This is a genomic window from Belliella pelovolcani, from assembly GCF_900156785.1.
Taxonomy (GTDB): domain Bacteria; phylum Bacteroidota; class Bacteroidia; order Cytophagales; family Cyclobacteriaceae; genus Belliella; species Belliella pelovolcani.
This window is the reverse complement of sequence record NZ_FTOP01000002.1, coordinates 250,032-264,199: the sequence shown is the minus strand read 5'-3', so window position 1 is coordinate 264,199 and position 14,168 is coordinate 250,032. Positions and strand designations below refer to the sequence as shown.

The window sequence follows — 14,168 nt, the reverse complement described above, 5'->3', positions numbered from 1 at the left end:
TTAAACCTGAACCTCTATCATTTCCCTTACAGCATCTGCAATTCCTTCTGGATCGAAGCCACATTCTCTGTGAAGCTCAATTTGTTCTCCGTGTTCTACTATTCTATCAGGAATTCCTAATCTCTTTACTTGAGCAGAATAACCGTTGTCAGTCATCCATTCTACTACAGCAGAGCCAAAGCCTCCCATCAGCGCTCCATCTTCCACGGTGATCACTTTTTTGAATTTTCCAAATATTTCATGAAGTAGCTCTTCGTCCAAAGGCTTGACAAATCGCATATCATAGTGCGCAGGATTCAAGCCTGCTTCAGCAAGTTTTTCAGACGCCTCCACCGCATAGTTTCCTATGTGGCCGATTGTCAAGATGGCTACTTCTTCACCTTCCTTTACAACTCTACCCTGACCGATTGGAATCTCGCGCATGGCTGTTCTCCACTCTGGCATCACTCCTTGACCTCTAGGGTAGCGAATGGAGAATGGACCTTGATATTGAGTAGCGGTGTACATCAGATTTCTCAGCTCTTCTTCATTCATCGGAGCAGTCACTACCATATTTGGGATACATCTGAAATAAGGGATGTCATAGGCACCATGGTGTGTCGGGCCATCCGCTCCTGCAAACCCCGCTCTATCTAAACAGAACACTACCTGCAAATTTTGTAAGGCTACATCGTGAACCACTTGATCATAGGCTCGCTGCATAAAAGAGCTGTAGATATTACAGAAAGGAATCATGCCTTGGGTAGCTAAACCCGCTGAGAAAGTCACAGCATGCTGTTCTGCTATCCCCACATCAAATGCTCTATCGGGCATTTCCTTCATCATGATGTTCAGAGAAGAACCCGAAGGCATCGCTGGGGTGATCCCCATAATTTTATCATTTTCCTTGGCTAGCTCTACAAGTGTATGACCAAATACATCTTGATACTTTGGTGCTTGAGGTGCCGTTGGTGTCTTTTTATATATTTCGCCAGTGACTTTATCAAACAGTCCTGGTGCATGCCAGGTGGTCTTGTTACCGTTTTCGGCTGGAGCGTAGCCCTTCCCTTTGACAGTCACACAGTGTAGGATTTTTGGCCCTGGTATATTTTTCATGTCCTCAAGGATCTCTGCTAGGTGATTGACATCATGTCCATCTACAGGGCCAAAGTACCTGAGGTTAAGCGATTCGAAAAGGTTGCTTTGTTTAAGCAAGGTAGACTTGATCGCTCCTTCTACTTTGGAGATCACTTCCTGAGCAGAAGTACCAAACTTGCTGAATTTCCCAAGCAAATTCCAAACTTCATCTTTTACCTTATTGTAAGTTTGAGAAGTTGTAATATCTGTGAGGTAGTCCTTGAGCGCACCTACATTGGGGTCAATAGACATACAGTTGTCATTCAAAATAATCAGCAGATTGGTATCAGAGACACCAGCATGATTCATCGCTTCAAATGCCATCCCCCCGGTCATCGAACCATCACCAATTACGGCTACGTGTTGCTTATGCTTTTGTCCTTTATACTTAGAAGCTACAGCCATCCCCAAGGCTGCTGAAATCGAAGTACTAGAGTGGCCTACGCCAAAAGTATCATATTCACTTTCTTTTCTTTTCGGAAAACCAGATAGTCCTCCATAGATTCTATTGGTGTGGAATTGATTTTTTCTTCCTGTGAGGATTTTGTGACCATAAGCTTGATGCCCTACATCCCATACCAATTGATCCTCTGGCGTATTCAATACATAGTGTAAGGCAACGGTCAATTCAACCACACCTAAACTCGCTCCAAAGTGACCTCCATAAATGGACACATTGTCTATGATGAACTGACGAAGTTCATCACAGATTTGAACCAATTGATCCTTAGAGAATTTTTTTAGATCGGCTGGGGAGTCGATCTGAGCGAGTAATTTGCCTGGTGTTATGATCATTTTGAAGCTTTTGACTTTTAAAAGTAATAAACTCTTTCAAGTTATGATTGTTTTTGCACTTTCCAATATTCAAGCCATATCTGTCAGAAAGCGCATAATTATCTTTACAGAGATATAATTTAGCATTTATTTAGATATCTTTGAATGCTTGAGAAGTGCAAAATTAAGATAAATAAAATAGTATCCAGTGAGTTTTGAGATCAAATTGCCTCTTTTCGAAGGTCCCTTCGATCTGATGCTCTTCTTTATCGAAAGAGACGAGCTGGACATCTATGATATTCCTATATCCAAGATTACCAATGACTTTTTGGAATATATCCATCAATTAGAGAAAATGGAGATTGAAGTGGCTAGTGATTTTATCTTGTTTGCGGCCACCCTGATGAAAATCAAATCCAAAATGCTCATTCCAAGACCTCAGCTCAATGAAGAGGGGGAGGAAATCGATCCTAGAGAAGAATTGGTCAGACACCTGCTAGAATACAAAAAGTACAAGTCTGTCATCGGTGAACTTGCTACTATGGAGGAAACCCAATTCTCCAAAGAAAAGCGTGGCAACATCGCCTCAGAACTCAAGCAACTTTCAAAAGTAGATGACGTAGAGGCAGAGATACAGGATTTGGATCTTTATAAAATGCTCAAGGTGTACCAGAAAGTCATGGCAAAGTTTGCCGCTAGAACTGATGAAACCAAGCATACGGTGATCCAATACCCTTATACCATCGAACAACAAAAAGATTTCGTCTTGGAAAAAGTAAGTTTCAGAGCCCAGGTTCCCTTTACTGAATTCATCGAATACAAGCCCGATAAAATATTTGTCATCTATACTTTTTTGGCCATTTTGGAACTCCTTCAGCTTTCTATGGTTACCATCAAGATAGGAGAAGGTTTTAATAATTTCTGGGTAGAAAAAACGGAGCCAGTCACCACGGCTTAGTGTATGAAGTTAGACAATAAGAAGATTTTTGAGACACTTAATCCCAATAAGGTCTGGGTTCCCGTGCTGATAGGGCTTGGCATTGTCTTTTTGATGTTTTACCTAGATCCGAATGTGAATGCTAAAACACTCAGAGGTGTTTTTGACGCTTCATTTTTGGGAATTTTCCTTGCTGTGATTTTTATTTTGTTTCGTGATGTTGGCTATGTCTACCGGATTAGAACCATCACTGACAAAAAACTAACTTGGGTCAGGGCTATCTATGTGATCATCTTATGGGAATTTGCCTCTGCTGTGACCCCATCCATTGTGGGAGGTACCGCTGTAGCGATATTTATTCTTAACAAAGAAGGAATCAAATTAGGTAAGGCCATCGCTTATGTAATGGTGACTGCTATCTTAGACAACTTGTTCTTTGTAATTGGTGCACCAATCATACTCTTTCTAGCAAAAGGAGAAATATTCCCTGCCAGCAGAGTCATGGAAATGCGCTTAGGCAATAGCTTAGAAATCCTCTTTTGGAGTAGCTATGGCCTGTACACGCTCTATTCTGTGGTGATGGCTGCGGCTCTATTCTACAGGCCTCGGGTGTTCAAATGGGTGCTGTTGAAAATCTCCTCCATCAAATGGCTCGTCAAGTGGAAACATGCCGCACATGAATATGGCAATCAGATCATAGAAGCTTCCAAAGAACTCAAAGGGAAGAAAAAAGACTACTGGCTGCCTATTATCGGGGCGACAATATTTATCTGGAGTTCGAGATATTTGATGCTCAACGCACTGATCTCAGCTTATGAATCTTTGTCTTGGACAGAGCATATCATTATATTCGCTAGACAGGTGATCATGTGGATCGTGATGATGATCTCTCCTACTCCTGGTAGTAGCGGTACTGCTGAGTTTTTCTTCAGCCAATTCTTCCGAGAATTCCTCTCTGGCTACACATTTGTGACGAGTATCTTATGGAGAATGCTTTCGTATTATCCATATTTGATCTTAGGAGCGATTTTCCTCCCTAAGTGGATCCGTCATGTTTTCTTTAAGAAAAAATAATGATCAGAAGACTCAACCTACAAGAGATCAGTGAAATCGTAGGCAATGCCCAAGAAACCCTTGTGGAAGTGCCTGAAGTGCTCCACATCATCATCGATTCCCGAGCTGTCATTCAACCTGATCAATCACTTTTTGTGGCTTTGAAGGGTGCGAAGTTTGATGGTCATGATTTTATTACCGAGCTTTATGATTTGGGAGTGAGAAATTTTCTGGTCAAGAATGGTTATCAAGTACCGAGCGGCATTAGCCATGAAGTAAACCTAATCCATGTCAAAGACACCAGAAAAGCACTTCAGCAGCTAGCTGCATACCAAAGAGGACTTTTTGACAAGCCTGTAGTCGCGATCACTGGCAGCAATGGAAAAACCATCATCAAAGAATGGCTTGGGCAGATCTTGTCTCAACAATTTGCAGTAGCCAAAAGCCCCAAAAGCTACAATAGTCAAGTCGGTGTGCCGCTATCGGTGTTTGGCATAGAGGCCTATCATCAAGTAGCTGTCCTAGAGGCTGGTATTTCCAAACCCAATGAAATGCAGGCACTAGCTGAGATCATCAAGCCAGACATTGGAATATTCAGTAATATCGGTACAGCTCATGAAGAAGGTTTTGAATCCATGCAGCAAAAGCTACAAGAAAAAGTGTTGCTTTTCAAGGATGCTCGGTACCTTATTTACAGAAAGGATCAAGCTGCTGTTGCTGCCTATCTTGAACAAAAATTTGAATCAAGTAGATTGATTTCATGGTCCGAACATCCCGGTGCAGACTATACACTATCTATCAAAAAAGATTCAGAAAGAACCAAAATCATCCTGCTCAAACCAGACTTAGGCATGTTTACCTTTCAAGTGGCTTTCGCTGATGAAGCTTCTCTGGAAAATATTCGACATGTCATCGTTGCAGCGCTCAGCTTAGGAATGTCAGAGCCACAAATCCAAGAAGGCATCAACCACCTAAAGGCAGTGGATATGCGCTTGACTCTCAAGTCTGGCTATAATGAAAGCATCATCATCGATGACACCTACAACAATGACCTAGCAGGACTCAAACTGGCACTGGACTTTATGGCAGCCCAAAGGCCAAAGAATAGAAAAGTACTGATCCTATCTGACCTAATGCAGGTAGGGAAAGCAGATGAAGTCTATCAGGAAGTGGGAAACTTAATCCATTTCTACCAGATAGATTTGTTGATAGGAGTTGGACTAGATATCGCGCGTTTGCGAGGTATCTTGTCCTGTGAGCAACGATTCTATTCTAATACTGAAGAGCTATTAGTGGATTTACGAGAAGATACTTTTGAAAATGACCTGATCTTAGTCACTGGGGCGAGGACTTTCGGATTTGAGCGGATTGTCAACAAGCTACAGCAAAGAATTCACGGAACTACTTTGGAGATCAACCTCAATGCGCTGACGCACAATTATAATTTCTACAAGACCAAAGTAAATCCAAGTACCAAGATCATGGTTATGGTCAAAGCTTTTGCTTATGGAGGAGGGGCTACTGAGATAGCCAATCACCTCCAACAGCTCAAAGCTGATTACTTGGCTGTAGCCTACACAGATGAAGGGGTAGCGCTGAGAGAACAGGGGATCAAACTTCCCATCATGGTACTCAACCCTTCTCAAGATGCTTTTCATCTATTACAGAAACATGAACTAGAGCCCGTGGTCTATAGTCCTTCCTTTTTCAGACAATTGGGCAAATATTGTAGGACACAGCATGCCAGTATGAAGATTCATCTAGACTTGGATACAGGGATGCACCGTCTTGGGTTCGATATCAGCCAATTGGCTGAACTGAAGGAGCTGATTCAGCAGTTTCCAGAATTAATAGTCGCTAGTTTGTATACGCACTTGGTCGGTGCGGATGAAGCTACTCACGAAGACTTTTCGATCAAGCAGCTGGAGCTTTTCTCAAAAATGTGCTCACAGGTTTCGAACTTTTTGGGTTTTATGCCTCTCCGTCATGCACTCAATTCTGCGGGTATTATACGATACCCTGCCTACCAATTTGACATGGTTCGCTTAGGCATTGGCTTGTATGGTGTAGAAGTAAATGGACTATTCGATACTGCTCTCAGACCAATTTCTTCTTTGAAAACGACGATATCACAGATCAAAACAATCGAAGCGGGAGAAACGATCGGCTACAGCCGAAAAGGTAAAATGAAGAACTCTGGCAAAATCGCCACCATTGCCATAGGCTATGCAGATGGCTATGACCGTAGATTCAGCAATGGAAAAGGTTATGTTCTCATCCAAGGTCAAAAAGCACCTATCATCGGCAATGTCTGCATGGATATGTGCATGGTAGATATTACAGGCATAGATGCCAAAGAAGGGGACGAAGTACTGATCTATGGCCCTGGTATCTCTCTCAAAGAGCTGGCCACCCAAATAGGTACTATTCCTTATGAATTGCTAACTAATATTAGCAGCAGAGTCAAGAGGGTGTATTATTTGGATTAATTATTAAAATATTTGAGTGTGGATTTTAATATTTATCACAAACTCGCCGCCTGCACATGCATCCAGTCAAAATTACGCTGTCTACCTAGGCTTACCCAGCCCTCTGCTTCCCAGATTTCCCACCAAGCTTGGTACGCTGGTCTGGCAAATGTAGCTCGGTCTCTTCCCCATCTCAGTTGATTATTGGCAGGGTCAAAGTCTATAGCTATGCCCCAGCTATGCATACTTGGCAGTGTACCGCCTCTGATGCTCCTGTCATTGTAGCAGCCCCCGAAGTAATCTAGCCTTAACTCCTGCACTTGCTCAAGTCCATAGTGATCCAAAACTGCCCGCATGACCTTCTCAATACTTGATTTGACCTTTTCATGGCATAAAAACCTCCAAACTTTTTGATTAGGATTCCAGGCTATTTTCAATTCATATGGACATTCTGCATAAGTCAGACTTGAGCCTTTTGGGCCATAAAACTGCTCAAAAGCAGGCGTATATTGTTTTGGCCACTTACTTTCTTGTAAGCCTAGCTCTTCAGGTCTCCATATAGGCGGGGGACTGTCTTGCGCTATAATAAAGCGGGTATTTTCAAATGCATGCTGGGTATTAGGCCCATAATATCCATCTATCGGCCCTGGTTGCTGACCATATTGTAGGGTAATGTATTGTAACATTCCTACCAGTTTTCTTCTAGCCGACCAATTTCTTGGGATCTGTCCTGTAGCATCAATGGCACTTTGAGTCATCGGCCCTGGGATACCATCGATTCTTCCCTTGTATAGCCCCTGTTTTTGTAACCAAGTTTGTACAAAAATTGCAACTTCCTTAGTGTTCATATCATTCTTGCTTTTTCATTAAAAATTACTTTTTAAAAAACTATTCAAAAAAATTACAACTATAATAAAGAAAATGCAAGGTAATCAACTGATTTTTAACACAAAAAGCGAGATTTTCACCTCGCTTATGCATTATTTACAAGCTATCTTATTGACTCTCGTGGCATGCCTTCCTCCTTCAAATGCCGTCTCTAGAAAAATCATCGCCAGCTCGGTGGCTAGTTCAAAGGATATAAACCTCGCTGGTAGTGCCAATACATTGGCATCGTTATGTTGCCTCGCTAAAGCTGCTAAATCCTGATTCCAACACAAAGCCGCTCGGATTCCCTGATGCTTGTTGGCCGTGATGGCTACACCATTACCACTGCCGCAGATTAGAATCCCCTGCTCGTACTCACATGACTCTACCGCTACTGCAAGTGGATGTACGAAATCTGGGTAATCTGCCGAAGCATCCGAGTAAGGCCCAAAGTCCTTTACTTCATAACCAGCTTCTTCTAATTTGATGATAAGGTCTTTCTTGTATGCAAAACCTGCATGGTCTCCTCCTATGGCAATTTTCTTAGACATGTTATTATTGATTTTCGCTGAGTTTTTGTTCTTCTAATGCTCTTTTCTTTTCCAATCTCTTGGCAATCATGATTCCAGTCTCATAGAGCACCATGATCGGCATCGCGATGATGATCTGACTGATCACGTCTGGTGGGGTAATGATCGCTGAAATCACCAATATCACCACGATCGAATGTCTTCTATATGACCTGAGCATGGCTGCAGAAACCAGTCCAGACATCGACAAGAAATAAATCACTACTGGCAACTGAAACATCAATGCAGAAGCCAATACCAACATGACCACTGTAGTCACATAAGAAGTGATATCAAATTCGTTGAGTATGGAAGGGTCTAGCTGATAATTAGCTAGGAAGTTGATCGACAGAGGTGAAAGGATAAAATAACCAAAGCCAGCACCCATGAAGAAAAGCAAACTTACAAAGAACACTGCCCCTCGTGCAGCTTGACGCTCCTTACTATATAGCCCTGGACTGATGAACCTCCAGATTTCCCAAAACAGATAGGGAAATGCCACTATCAAGCCCACTACCAAACTTGAGGTGATGTGCATGGAAAACTGTCCCGTCATCTGACGGCTTTGGATAGTGAAAGGAAGCGTATCGATACAGAGCGCTGGAATATTGAGTGCGTCTGAGATCTTGCAGAGCACTTGATAGGTCACAAAAGAAACCTTGGACGGGCCTAGGATTACTTTTCCAAATACAATGCTCTTGGCAAGAAATGCTGCCACTGTGAAAATCAAAACTGCCGCGACGGATCTGAGCAAGTGCCAACGCAATTGCTCCAAATGATCCAAAAAGGACATGCCTTCGTCTTCCTCCTCGTCTCTATACTGATCTAATGCCACTTGAAATTTGGGTAATTAATATAATGGGAATTGAACCATCCACTCATTGACTTCTGACTTAATCTTAGCTAATGCTACATCATTGTCGTGATTGGTCAGTGCATTGTCAATCAATGATACGATACGGATCATATCTGATTCTTTTAGTCCTCTCGTAGTCACAGCTGCTGTACCTACACGCATACCAGAAGTCACAAATGGAGAACGCTTGTCAAAAGGCACCATGTTTTTATTGATCGTGATATCTACTTTGCCTAAGGTCTCTTCCGCTATTTTTCCTGTAAGCTCTTTATTGCCAAGGTCGATCAACATCAGGTGATTATCTGTACCTCCAGAAATAATCTTGTAGCCTAACTTGACAAATTCATCAGCCATCACAGCTGCATTTTTCTTTACCTGCACGACATACTCCATATATTCATCAGAGAGTGCTTCTTGAAAAGCCACTGCTTTGGCCGCGATGATATGCTCCAATGGACCACCTTGAGTACCTGGAAATACACCTGAATCTAGTAGAGAAGACATTTTTCTCAACTCACCCTTAGGCGTCTTGATCCCAAATGGATTATCAAAATCTTCTCTCATCAAGATCAATCCACCTCTTGGACCTCTCAAGGTCTTGTGCGTAGTCGTAGTCACGATATGACAATATTCTAATGGATCATTGAGCAAGCCTCTTGCGATCAAGCCAGAAGGATGCGAGATATCAGCCAAAAGTATTGCCCCCACTTGGTCAGCGATGTCTCTCAAGCGCTCATAATCCCAGTCTCTACTGTATGCTGAAGCACCACAGATCAATAACTTAGGCTTCACTTCAAGCGCTGTTGTCTCTACTTTATCATAATCAATCAAGCCTGTCTCTTCTTCTACACCGTAGAAATGTGGCTTGTATAATTTTCCAGAAAAATTCACTGGCGAACCATGCGTCAAATGTCCTCCATGTGCCAAATCAAAACCCAAAATGGAATCTCCTGCATTCAATACTGCCAAAAATACAGCTGCATTGGCTTGGGCACCAGAGTGAGGCTGCACGTTGGCCCAGGTCGCTCCGAAAAGTTCCTTGGCACGATCTATGGCCAATTGCTCAATCTGATCTACTACTTCACAGCCACCATAATACCGCTTGTTGGGAAGACCCTCTGCGTATTTGTTGGTCAACACACTTCCTGCCGCTTCCATCACCTGCTTGCTGGTGAAGTTTTCAGATGCGATCAATTCAATACCCGTCTTCTGACGGTTTTCTTCTTTTGCAATGAGGTCAAAGATTGCCTGATCTCTTTTCATGGATATGATTTTTAATAGGTTGCCCAAAATTAGTTTTAATCAATGGATAATCCAATTCAATATATACTTATGTGAGCCACGGAAGTGTTTCACAAGATGAATGATCAGTGAAACTATTTACAGTTGTTAAAAATTTTGATACAGGTGGATATTAGTCGAAATTAATAGATACCGGATCTTACTTCGTTAAAAATGGTGTTATTTGGCTGTTTGAAAACCTAGAAGATGAAATGGGTTTTGTGAGGATAAAAATTGGTTAAAAAGATTTCTCCAAGAGGTGAATTGGTGCTAATAAATTTCTTTTTACCATGAAAATCGTAAGTCAAAATTACGTTTTTCATGGTAAATTATTTCTTGTCTATTAATAATTTCATACTTTTACCATGAAATTCGTAAGTTAAAGTTTCATTTTTCATGGTAAAAAATCGACACATATGGACACTGCTCGAGGAATATTTAGCGCTTTTCCCAGCCGTGGGAATCATAGGCCCAAGGCAGGTAGGTAAAACCACCTTGGTCAAAAATATCAATCTAAACAAAGAAAGAATATACCTTGATCTTGAAAAAGCAAGTGATAGAGCTAAACTCAATGATGCTGAATTATTTCTTAAAGCGCATGTAGATAAAACAATCATTTTGGATGAGATTCAAATGATGCCTGAGCTATTCACTGAACTTAGAAGTCTCATTGATGAAAAAAGAGAGGCAGGAAGGTTCATTATTCTTGGTTCTGCCTCTCCCGAATTGATTAGAAGTTCAGCAGATTCTCTTGCAGGGAGGATAGGCTATTTAGAGCTTACGCCATTTCACATAGCAGAAATAGAAGAAGAAAATTTAGATCAATTATGGATCAGAGGAGGTTTTCCGCTTTCATTTTTAGCCAATTCAGAAAGAGCTAGCCAACTTTGGAGAGAAAATTTTATCAAAACCTATATCGAGAGAGATCTAGGGTTATTGGGACTTAATACCGACCCATATTTGGTAGAGCGCTTTTGGAGAATGCTTGCTCACGCGCAGGGTGGTTTGTTGGTTTCTGAAAATTTTGCAAAAGCTCTTGGAATTTCTCGTCCTTCTGTGAACAAATACCTCGAGTTTCTAAAGGGTTCATTTATGGTACGATTACTACACCCTTATTTTCCTAATGTCAAAAAGCGATTGGTGGCCTCACCAAAAGTCTACATCAGAGATTCTGGAATTTTGCATAGCTTAGCAGGGATTGGGACTTATGAAGACCTTATTAATCAATTATTAGTAGGTCACTCTTGGGAAGGATTTGTAATCGAACAAATTTGTAATGCTTTAGGAAAAAGATATGAATATTACTTTTACCGAACCCATCAAGGTGCAGAATGCGATTTGATTCTTGTAAATTCTGGACAAGTAAAATTCGCCATTGAAATCAAAAATACCCTCTCACCTAAAGTCGGAAAAGGTTTCCGGATAAGTCTAGAGGATACCCAAGCTGAAAAAGGAATTCTAATCTATCGGGGAAAAGAAAGCTATCCTCTAGAAAAAAATATCTTGGTAATGGGACTTTGGGAGTTTATCCAAACTCTAAAACCAAATAACCCTCCAAATAATTAGTTTGGAGGGTTATTGGTTTCTTCATTTACTCTTTTGAGCCAGTATTTTTCACATCCTTGAATTACTGGTTATTTTTTATACTATTCGAGCTAGGAACGAAGGTATAAATACATCGCTGTAGGCTTATTTCTATATATTTCGCGCAGCATAGTTCACAATCTACTCCTATTAATCTTAAGGGTTTTTCTTTGTCTTGTCCTAAAAATACTTAACACTTTTTCCTATTGATTAAAGTAGTTCAACCCACTTCGGGGTTGTTGTCTCCTGTATAATCATTATTCCCCGGGTTGCGACCCGGGGCTATTTAAAGTTTAACCCCATTGGGGTTAATGAATGACATGACACGAAGGTCTTAAATCTCATATCTCAAGTCTCGCTTCTCAAAACGGAATCCTTACATTCAAAGCAACATTTCTACCCATCTGATTGACACCAAATGGTCTAAATAGGGAAAGGTGATCTAGGTAAGTCTTGTTGAGCATATTGGTTCCACTTACATAGACATCCAAAGGCTTGCCTCCTACCATCACCTGACTGCCTAGATTCAAACCAAGCAAGTAATATCCGGGAGTCTCCTCCTCAAGTGGTGCTGCCCTATTTTGGTCAAACACAAAAGATCCGGTCAAGCTGATGTATGGCTTTGATAATACCCCGATATCATTCAATTTAAAATCAATGGACTGATTCCATCTGAACGCTGGAATATAAGGCAAGTAGCTCATATCAGATCTTCGCTGACCAATCACCATGCTGTAAGAGGTAGTGCCTGCTATCCATCTAGCCGATCTAGGGTGAATATCCAACTCAATCTCTCCTCCATATAAGCGCGCATCAGCTTGCTCAAACTCCCATATCGTCAAATCACCTCTTGTCTCCGCAGTAGGTGAGAAGAAGATGTAATTGTCTATGTGATTGTAAAACACTTCCCCTGAAATTGAAAAGTCTGATTTGCTATACCTGATTCCAAAATCAGATTGAATATTCTGTTCTCTGACAAAATCAGCATTTCCTCTTTCAAATCGGTTGGTTCCAGGATGTGGCCCATTGGAAAACAATTCTCCCAAATCAGGGGCTCTGAATCCTTGAGCTACATTCAATCGGAATCTCCATTCCGAATTAGGTCTAAAAGTAGTCCCCGCACTGGCTGTTACCCCATCAAAAGTCCTAGTCAATGTCCTATCTGCTGGCTCTCCAGGAAGTAAAAACCCATAATCTACCAGATTAGGAGCACTAGCATCGGCCACTACTTTTCGGTAATCATACCTAATTCCTCCTTGGGCTACCCACTTGTCTTTGTTGTAGTTCAAGAGCAAATAGACAGAGCGGTCATCCTTGGTTGCGTCCGGAATAAGGATTTCCTCAGCCTCCTGCATGTTGGTGTTTTGTAGATAAAAACCCTGAACACCAACGATCGCTTCAAGTCCATCAGTCAACTCTTTGAAATACTTGATATCATACATGAAATTAGACTGACGTAACCCTAGATCAATCTCGTTGATGTCTTCTTCGATCTCTTTCCTATTGTTCATGTGAAGCCCAAAGGTCGCTTTCAGCCTGTCTTCGCCAATGAATACATTGGTTTCGGAATTGAGAAAATGATCCGTCACATCTTGGAATGGGAGCTGCATGGCTCTATCATTTCGGCCTGTGGCCAACTCATCCACTTCATCTTCCTCTACAATTCCAAGACGCTGTCTGAGATAGGTATACCTCAATCGGGTATCACCCCACTTTTTCTTAATTCCGATACCTGTCTTGATATTTTGGGTATTGAATCGTGAGTTACCAATGGCATTGCCATCCCCATCCAGGTAATCCGCATGAGATTCCGCTGCTGCTCTCAATGACCATACAAAGCCATTCTCGCTAGCGCCTTTTATACCAGCCTCAGACCTCAGCCCTAGAGAATTGCTGTAACCTCTTAGGTTGACATCTCCTTCAATATTACCAGCTATTGCATCTGTCTCCTCTATGAGGTTGACCACTCCAGCCATAGCCCCAGAGCCATAGATGATCGATGCAGGCCCTTTGATCAATTCTATATTGCTGATACCTGTCTCGGATAGTCCTAGTCCATGGTCAGCTCCCCATTGTTGGTTTTCAAACCTTCCTCCCTGATAGACAGAAAGTACCCTGCTAAATGAAAGTCCCCTAATCACTGGCTTGCTGATGCCAGGACCCAGCGAGATTTCATTGACACCCGGTGTACGTGTCAAAGTCGTCATTAAACTCGGCGCTGGCACCTTAAGTATCGCATCACGACTGACTTTCTCGATGGCAATGGGTGAGCTTTCCTTGCTCATGATGTATGCACCTGAGATCACTACTTCGTCGATGTTGGAAATGCTCTCTTCCAATTCAATGATCAAACTCCCTCTATCAGAAACCCTCAAGGTCTGGGTTTTGGTACCATAACCCACAAATGAAAACTGTACGGTCAGGGTTCTTTCAGGAAGTGAGGTTAGGGAAAAAGTCCCGTCCAAATCGGTCACTACCCCTCTACTCAATTCAGGAATGTATACAGATACGCCAGGTAGTGGTTGTTTGGAGATTTTGTCGATGACTTTGCCATCCACAGAGATATTTTGAGATGCCCATGCGCCCAATGATAGGAAACATGCAGCAACGAGTATAATCAGTCGCATAAAATTGACGATAAATTTTTTGTGAGAATATAAAGT

10 protein-coding genes are annotated in these 14,168 nt (G+C 41.8%); 4 read left to right on the top strand and 6 right to left on the bottom strand.

Annotated elements, in window-relative coordinates; all coding sequences use genetic code 11:
* A complete protein-coding gene (gene dxs / locus BW935_RS03325) occupies positions 1–1,911 on the bottom strand; it encodes a 1-deoxy-D-xylulose-5-phosphate synthase (protein ID WP_076498564.1) in 1,911 nt (636 codons plus the stop codon).
* Between the two features lie 187 nt (positions 1,912–2,098).
* Here dxs and BW935_RS03320 point away from each other — a divergent pair, with 187 nt between their 5' ends.
* The 3 genes from BW935_RS03320 to BW935_RS03310 are packed head-to-tail and all read left to right on the top strand — an operon-like array spanning position 2,099 to position 6,369.
* Positions 2,099–2,848, top strand: a complete 750-nt coding sequence (locus tag BW935_RS03320; protein ID WP_076498562.1) for a segregation and condensation protein A — start codon at positions 2,099–2,101, stop codon at positions 2,846–2,848.
* Positions 2,849–2,851: 3 nt separating this feature from the next.
* Entirely contained in the window at positions 2,852–3,901 is a 1,050-nt protein-coding gene (locus tag BW935_RS03315) for a lysylphosphatidylglycerol synthase transmembrane domain-containing protein (RefSeq protein ID WP_076498560.1), read from the top strand.
* Entirely contained in the window at positions 3,901–6,369 is a 2,469-nt protein-coding gene (locus BW935_RS03310) for a bifunctional UDP-N-acetylmuramoyl-tripeptide:D-alanyl-D-alanine ligase/alanine racemase (protein ID WP_076498559.1), read from the top strand. The genes BW935_RS03315 and BW935_RS03310 overlap by 1 nt, the downstream gene beginning before the upstream one ends.
* A 35-nt stretch (positions 6,370–6,404) precedes the next feature.
* Here the strand turns inward: BW935_RS03310 and BW935_RS03305 are convergent, their stop codons facing one another.
* The 4 genes from BW935_RS03305 to BW935_RS03290 form a co-directional block, all read right to left on the bottom strand.
* Positions 6,405–7,196, bottom strand: coding sequence for a M15 family metallopeptidase (locus BW935_RS03305; protein ID WP_076498557.1), 792 nt, complete (start codon positions 7,194–7,196; stop codon positions 6,405–6,407).
* A gap of 132 nt (positions 7,197–7,328) precedes the next feature.
* Positions 7,329–7,766, bottom strand: coding sequence for a ribose 5-phosphate isomerase B (gene rpiB / locus BW935_RS03300; protein ID WP_076498556.1), 438 nt, complete (start codon positions 7,764–7,766; stop codon positions 7,329–7,331).
* 4 nt (positions 7,767–7,770) lie between these two features.
* Positions 7,771–8,619: a twin-arginine translocase subunit TatC gene (gene tatC / locus BW935_RS03295; RefSeq protein ID WP_076498554.1), complete on the bottom strand. Its 849-nt coding sequence runs from the start codon at positions 8,617–8,619 to the stop codon at positions 7,771–7,773.
* Positions 8,620–8,634: 15 nt separating this feature from the next.
* Positions 8,635–9,903, bottom strand: a complete 1,269-nt coding sequence (locus BW935_RS03290; protein ID WP_076498553.1) for a serine hydroxymethyltransferase — start codon at positions 9,901–9,903, stop codon at positions 8,635–8,637.
* 414 nt (positions 9,904–10,317) lie between these two features.
* On the opposite strand from BW935_RS03290, the gene BW935_RS03285 reads away from it, so the two are divergent.
* Positions 10,318–11,487, top strand: a complete 1,170-nt coding sequence (locus BW935_RS03285; protein ID WP_076498551.1) for an ATP-binding protein — start codon at positions 10,318–10,320, stop codon at positions 11,485–11,487.
* Between the two features lie 380 nt (positions 11,488–11,867).
* On the opposite strand, the gene BW935_RS03280 is transcribed toward BW935_RS03285, so the two are convergent.
* Entirely contained in the window at positions 11,868–14,132 is a 2,265-nt protein-coding gene (locus BW935_RS03280) for a TonB-dependent receptor (RefSeq protein ID WP_076498826.1), read from the bottom strand.
* Between the last annotated feature and the right edge of the window lie 36 nt (positions 14,133–14,168).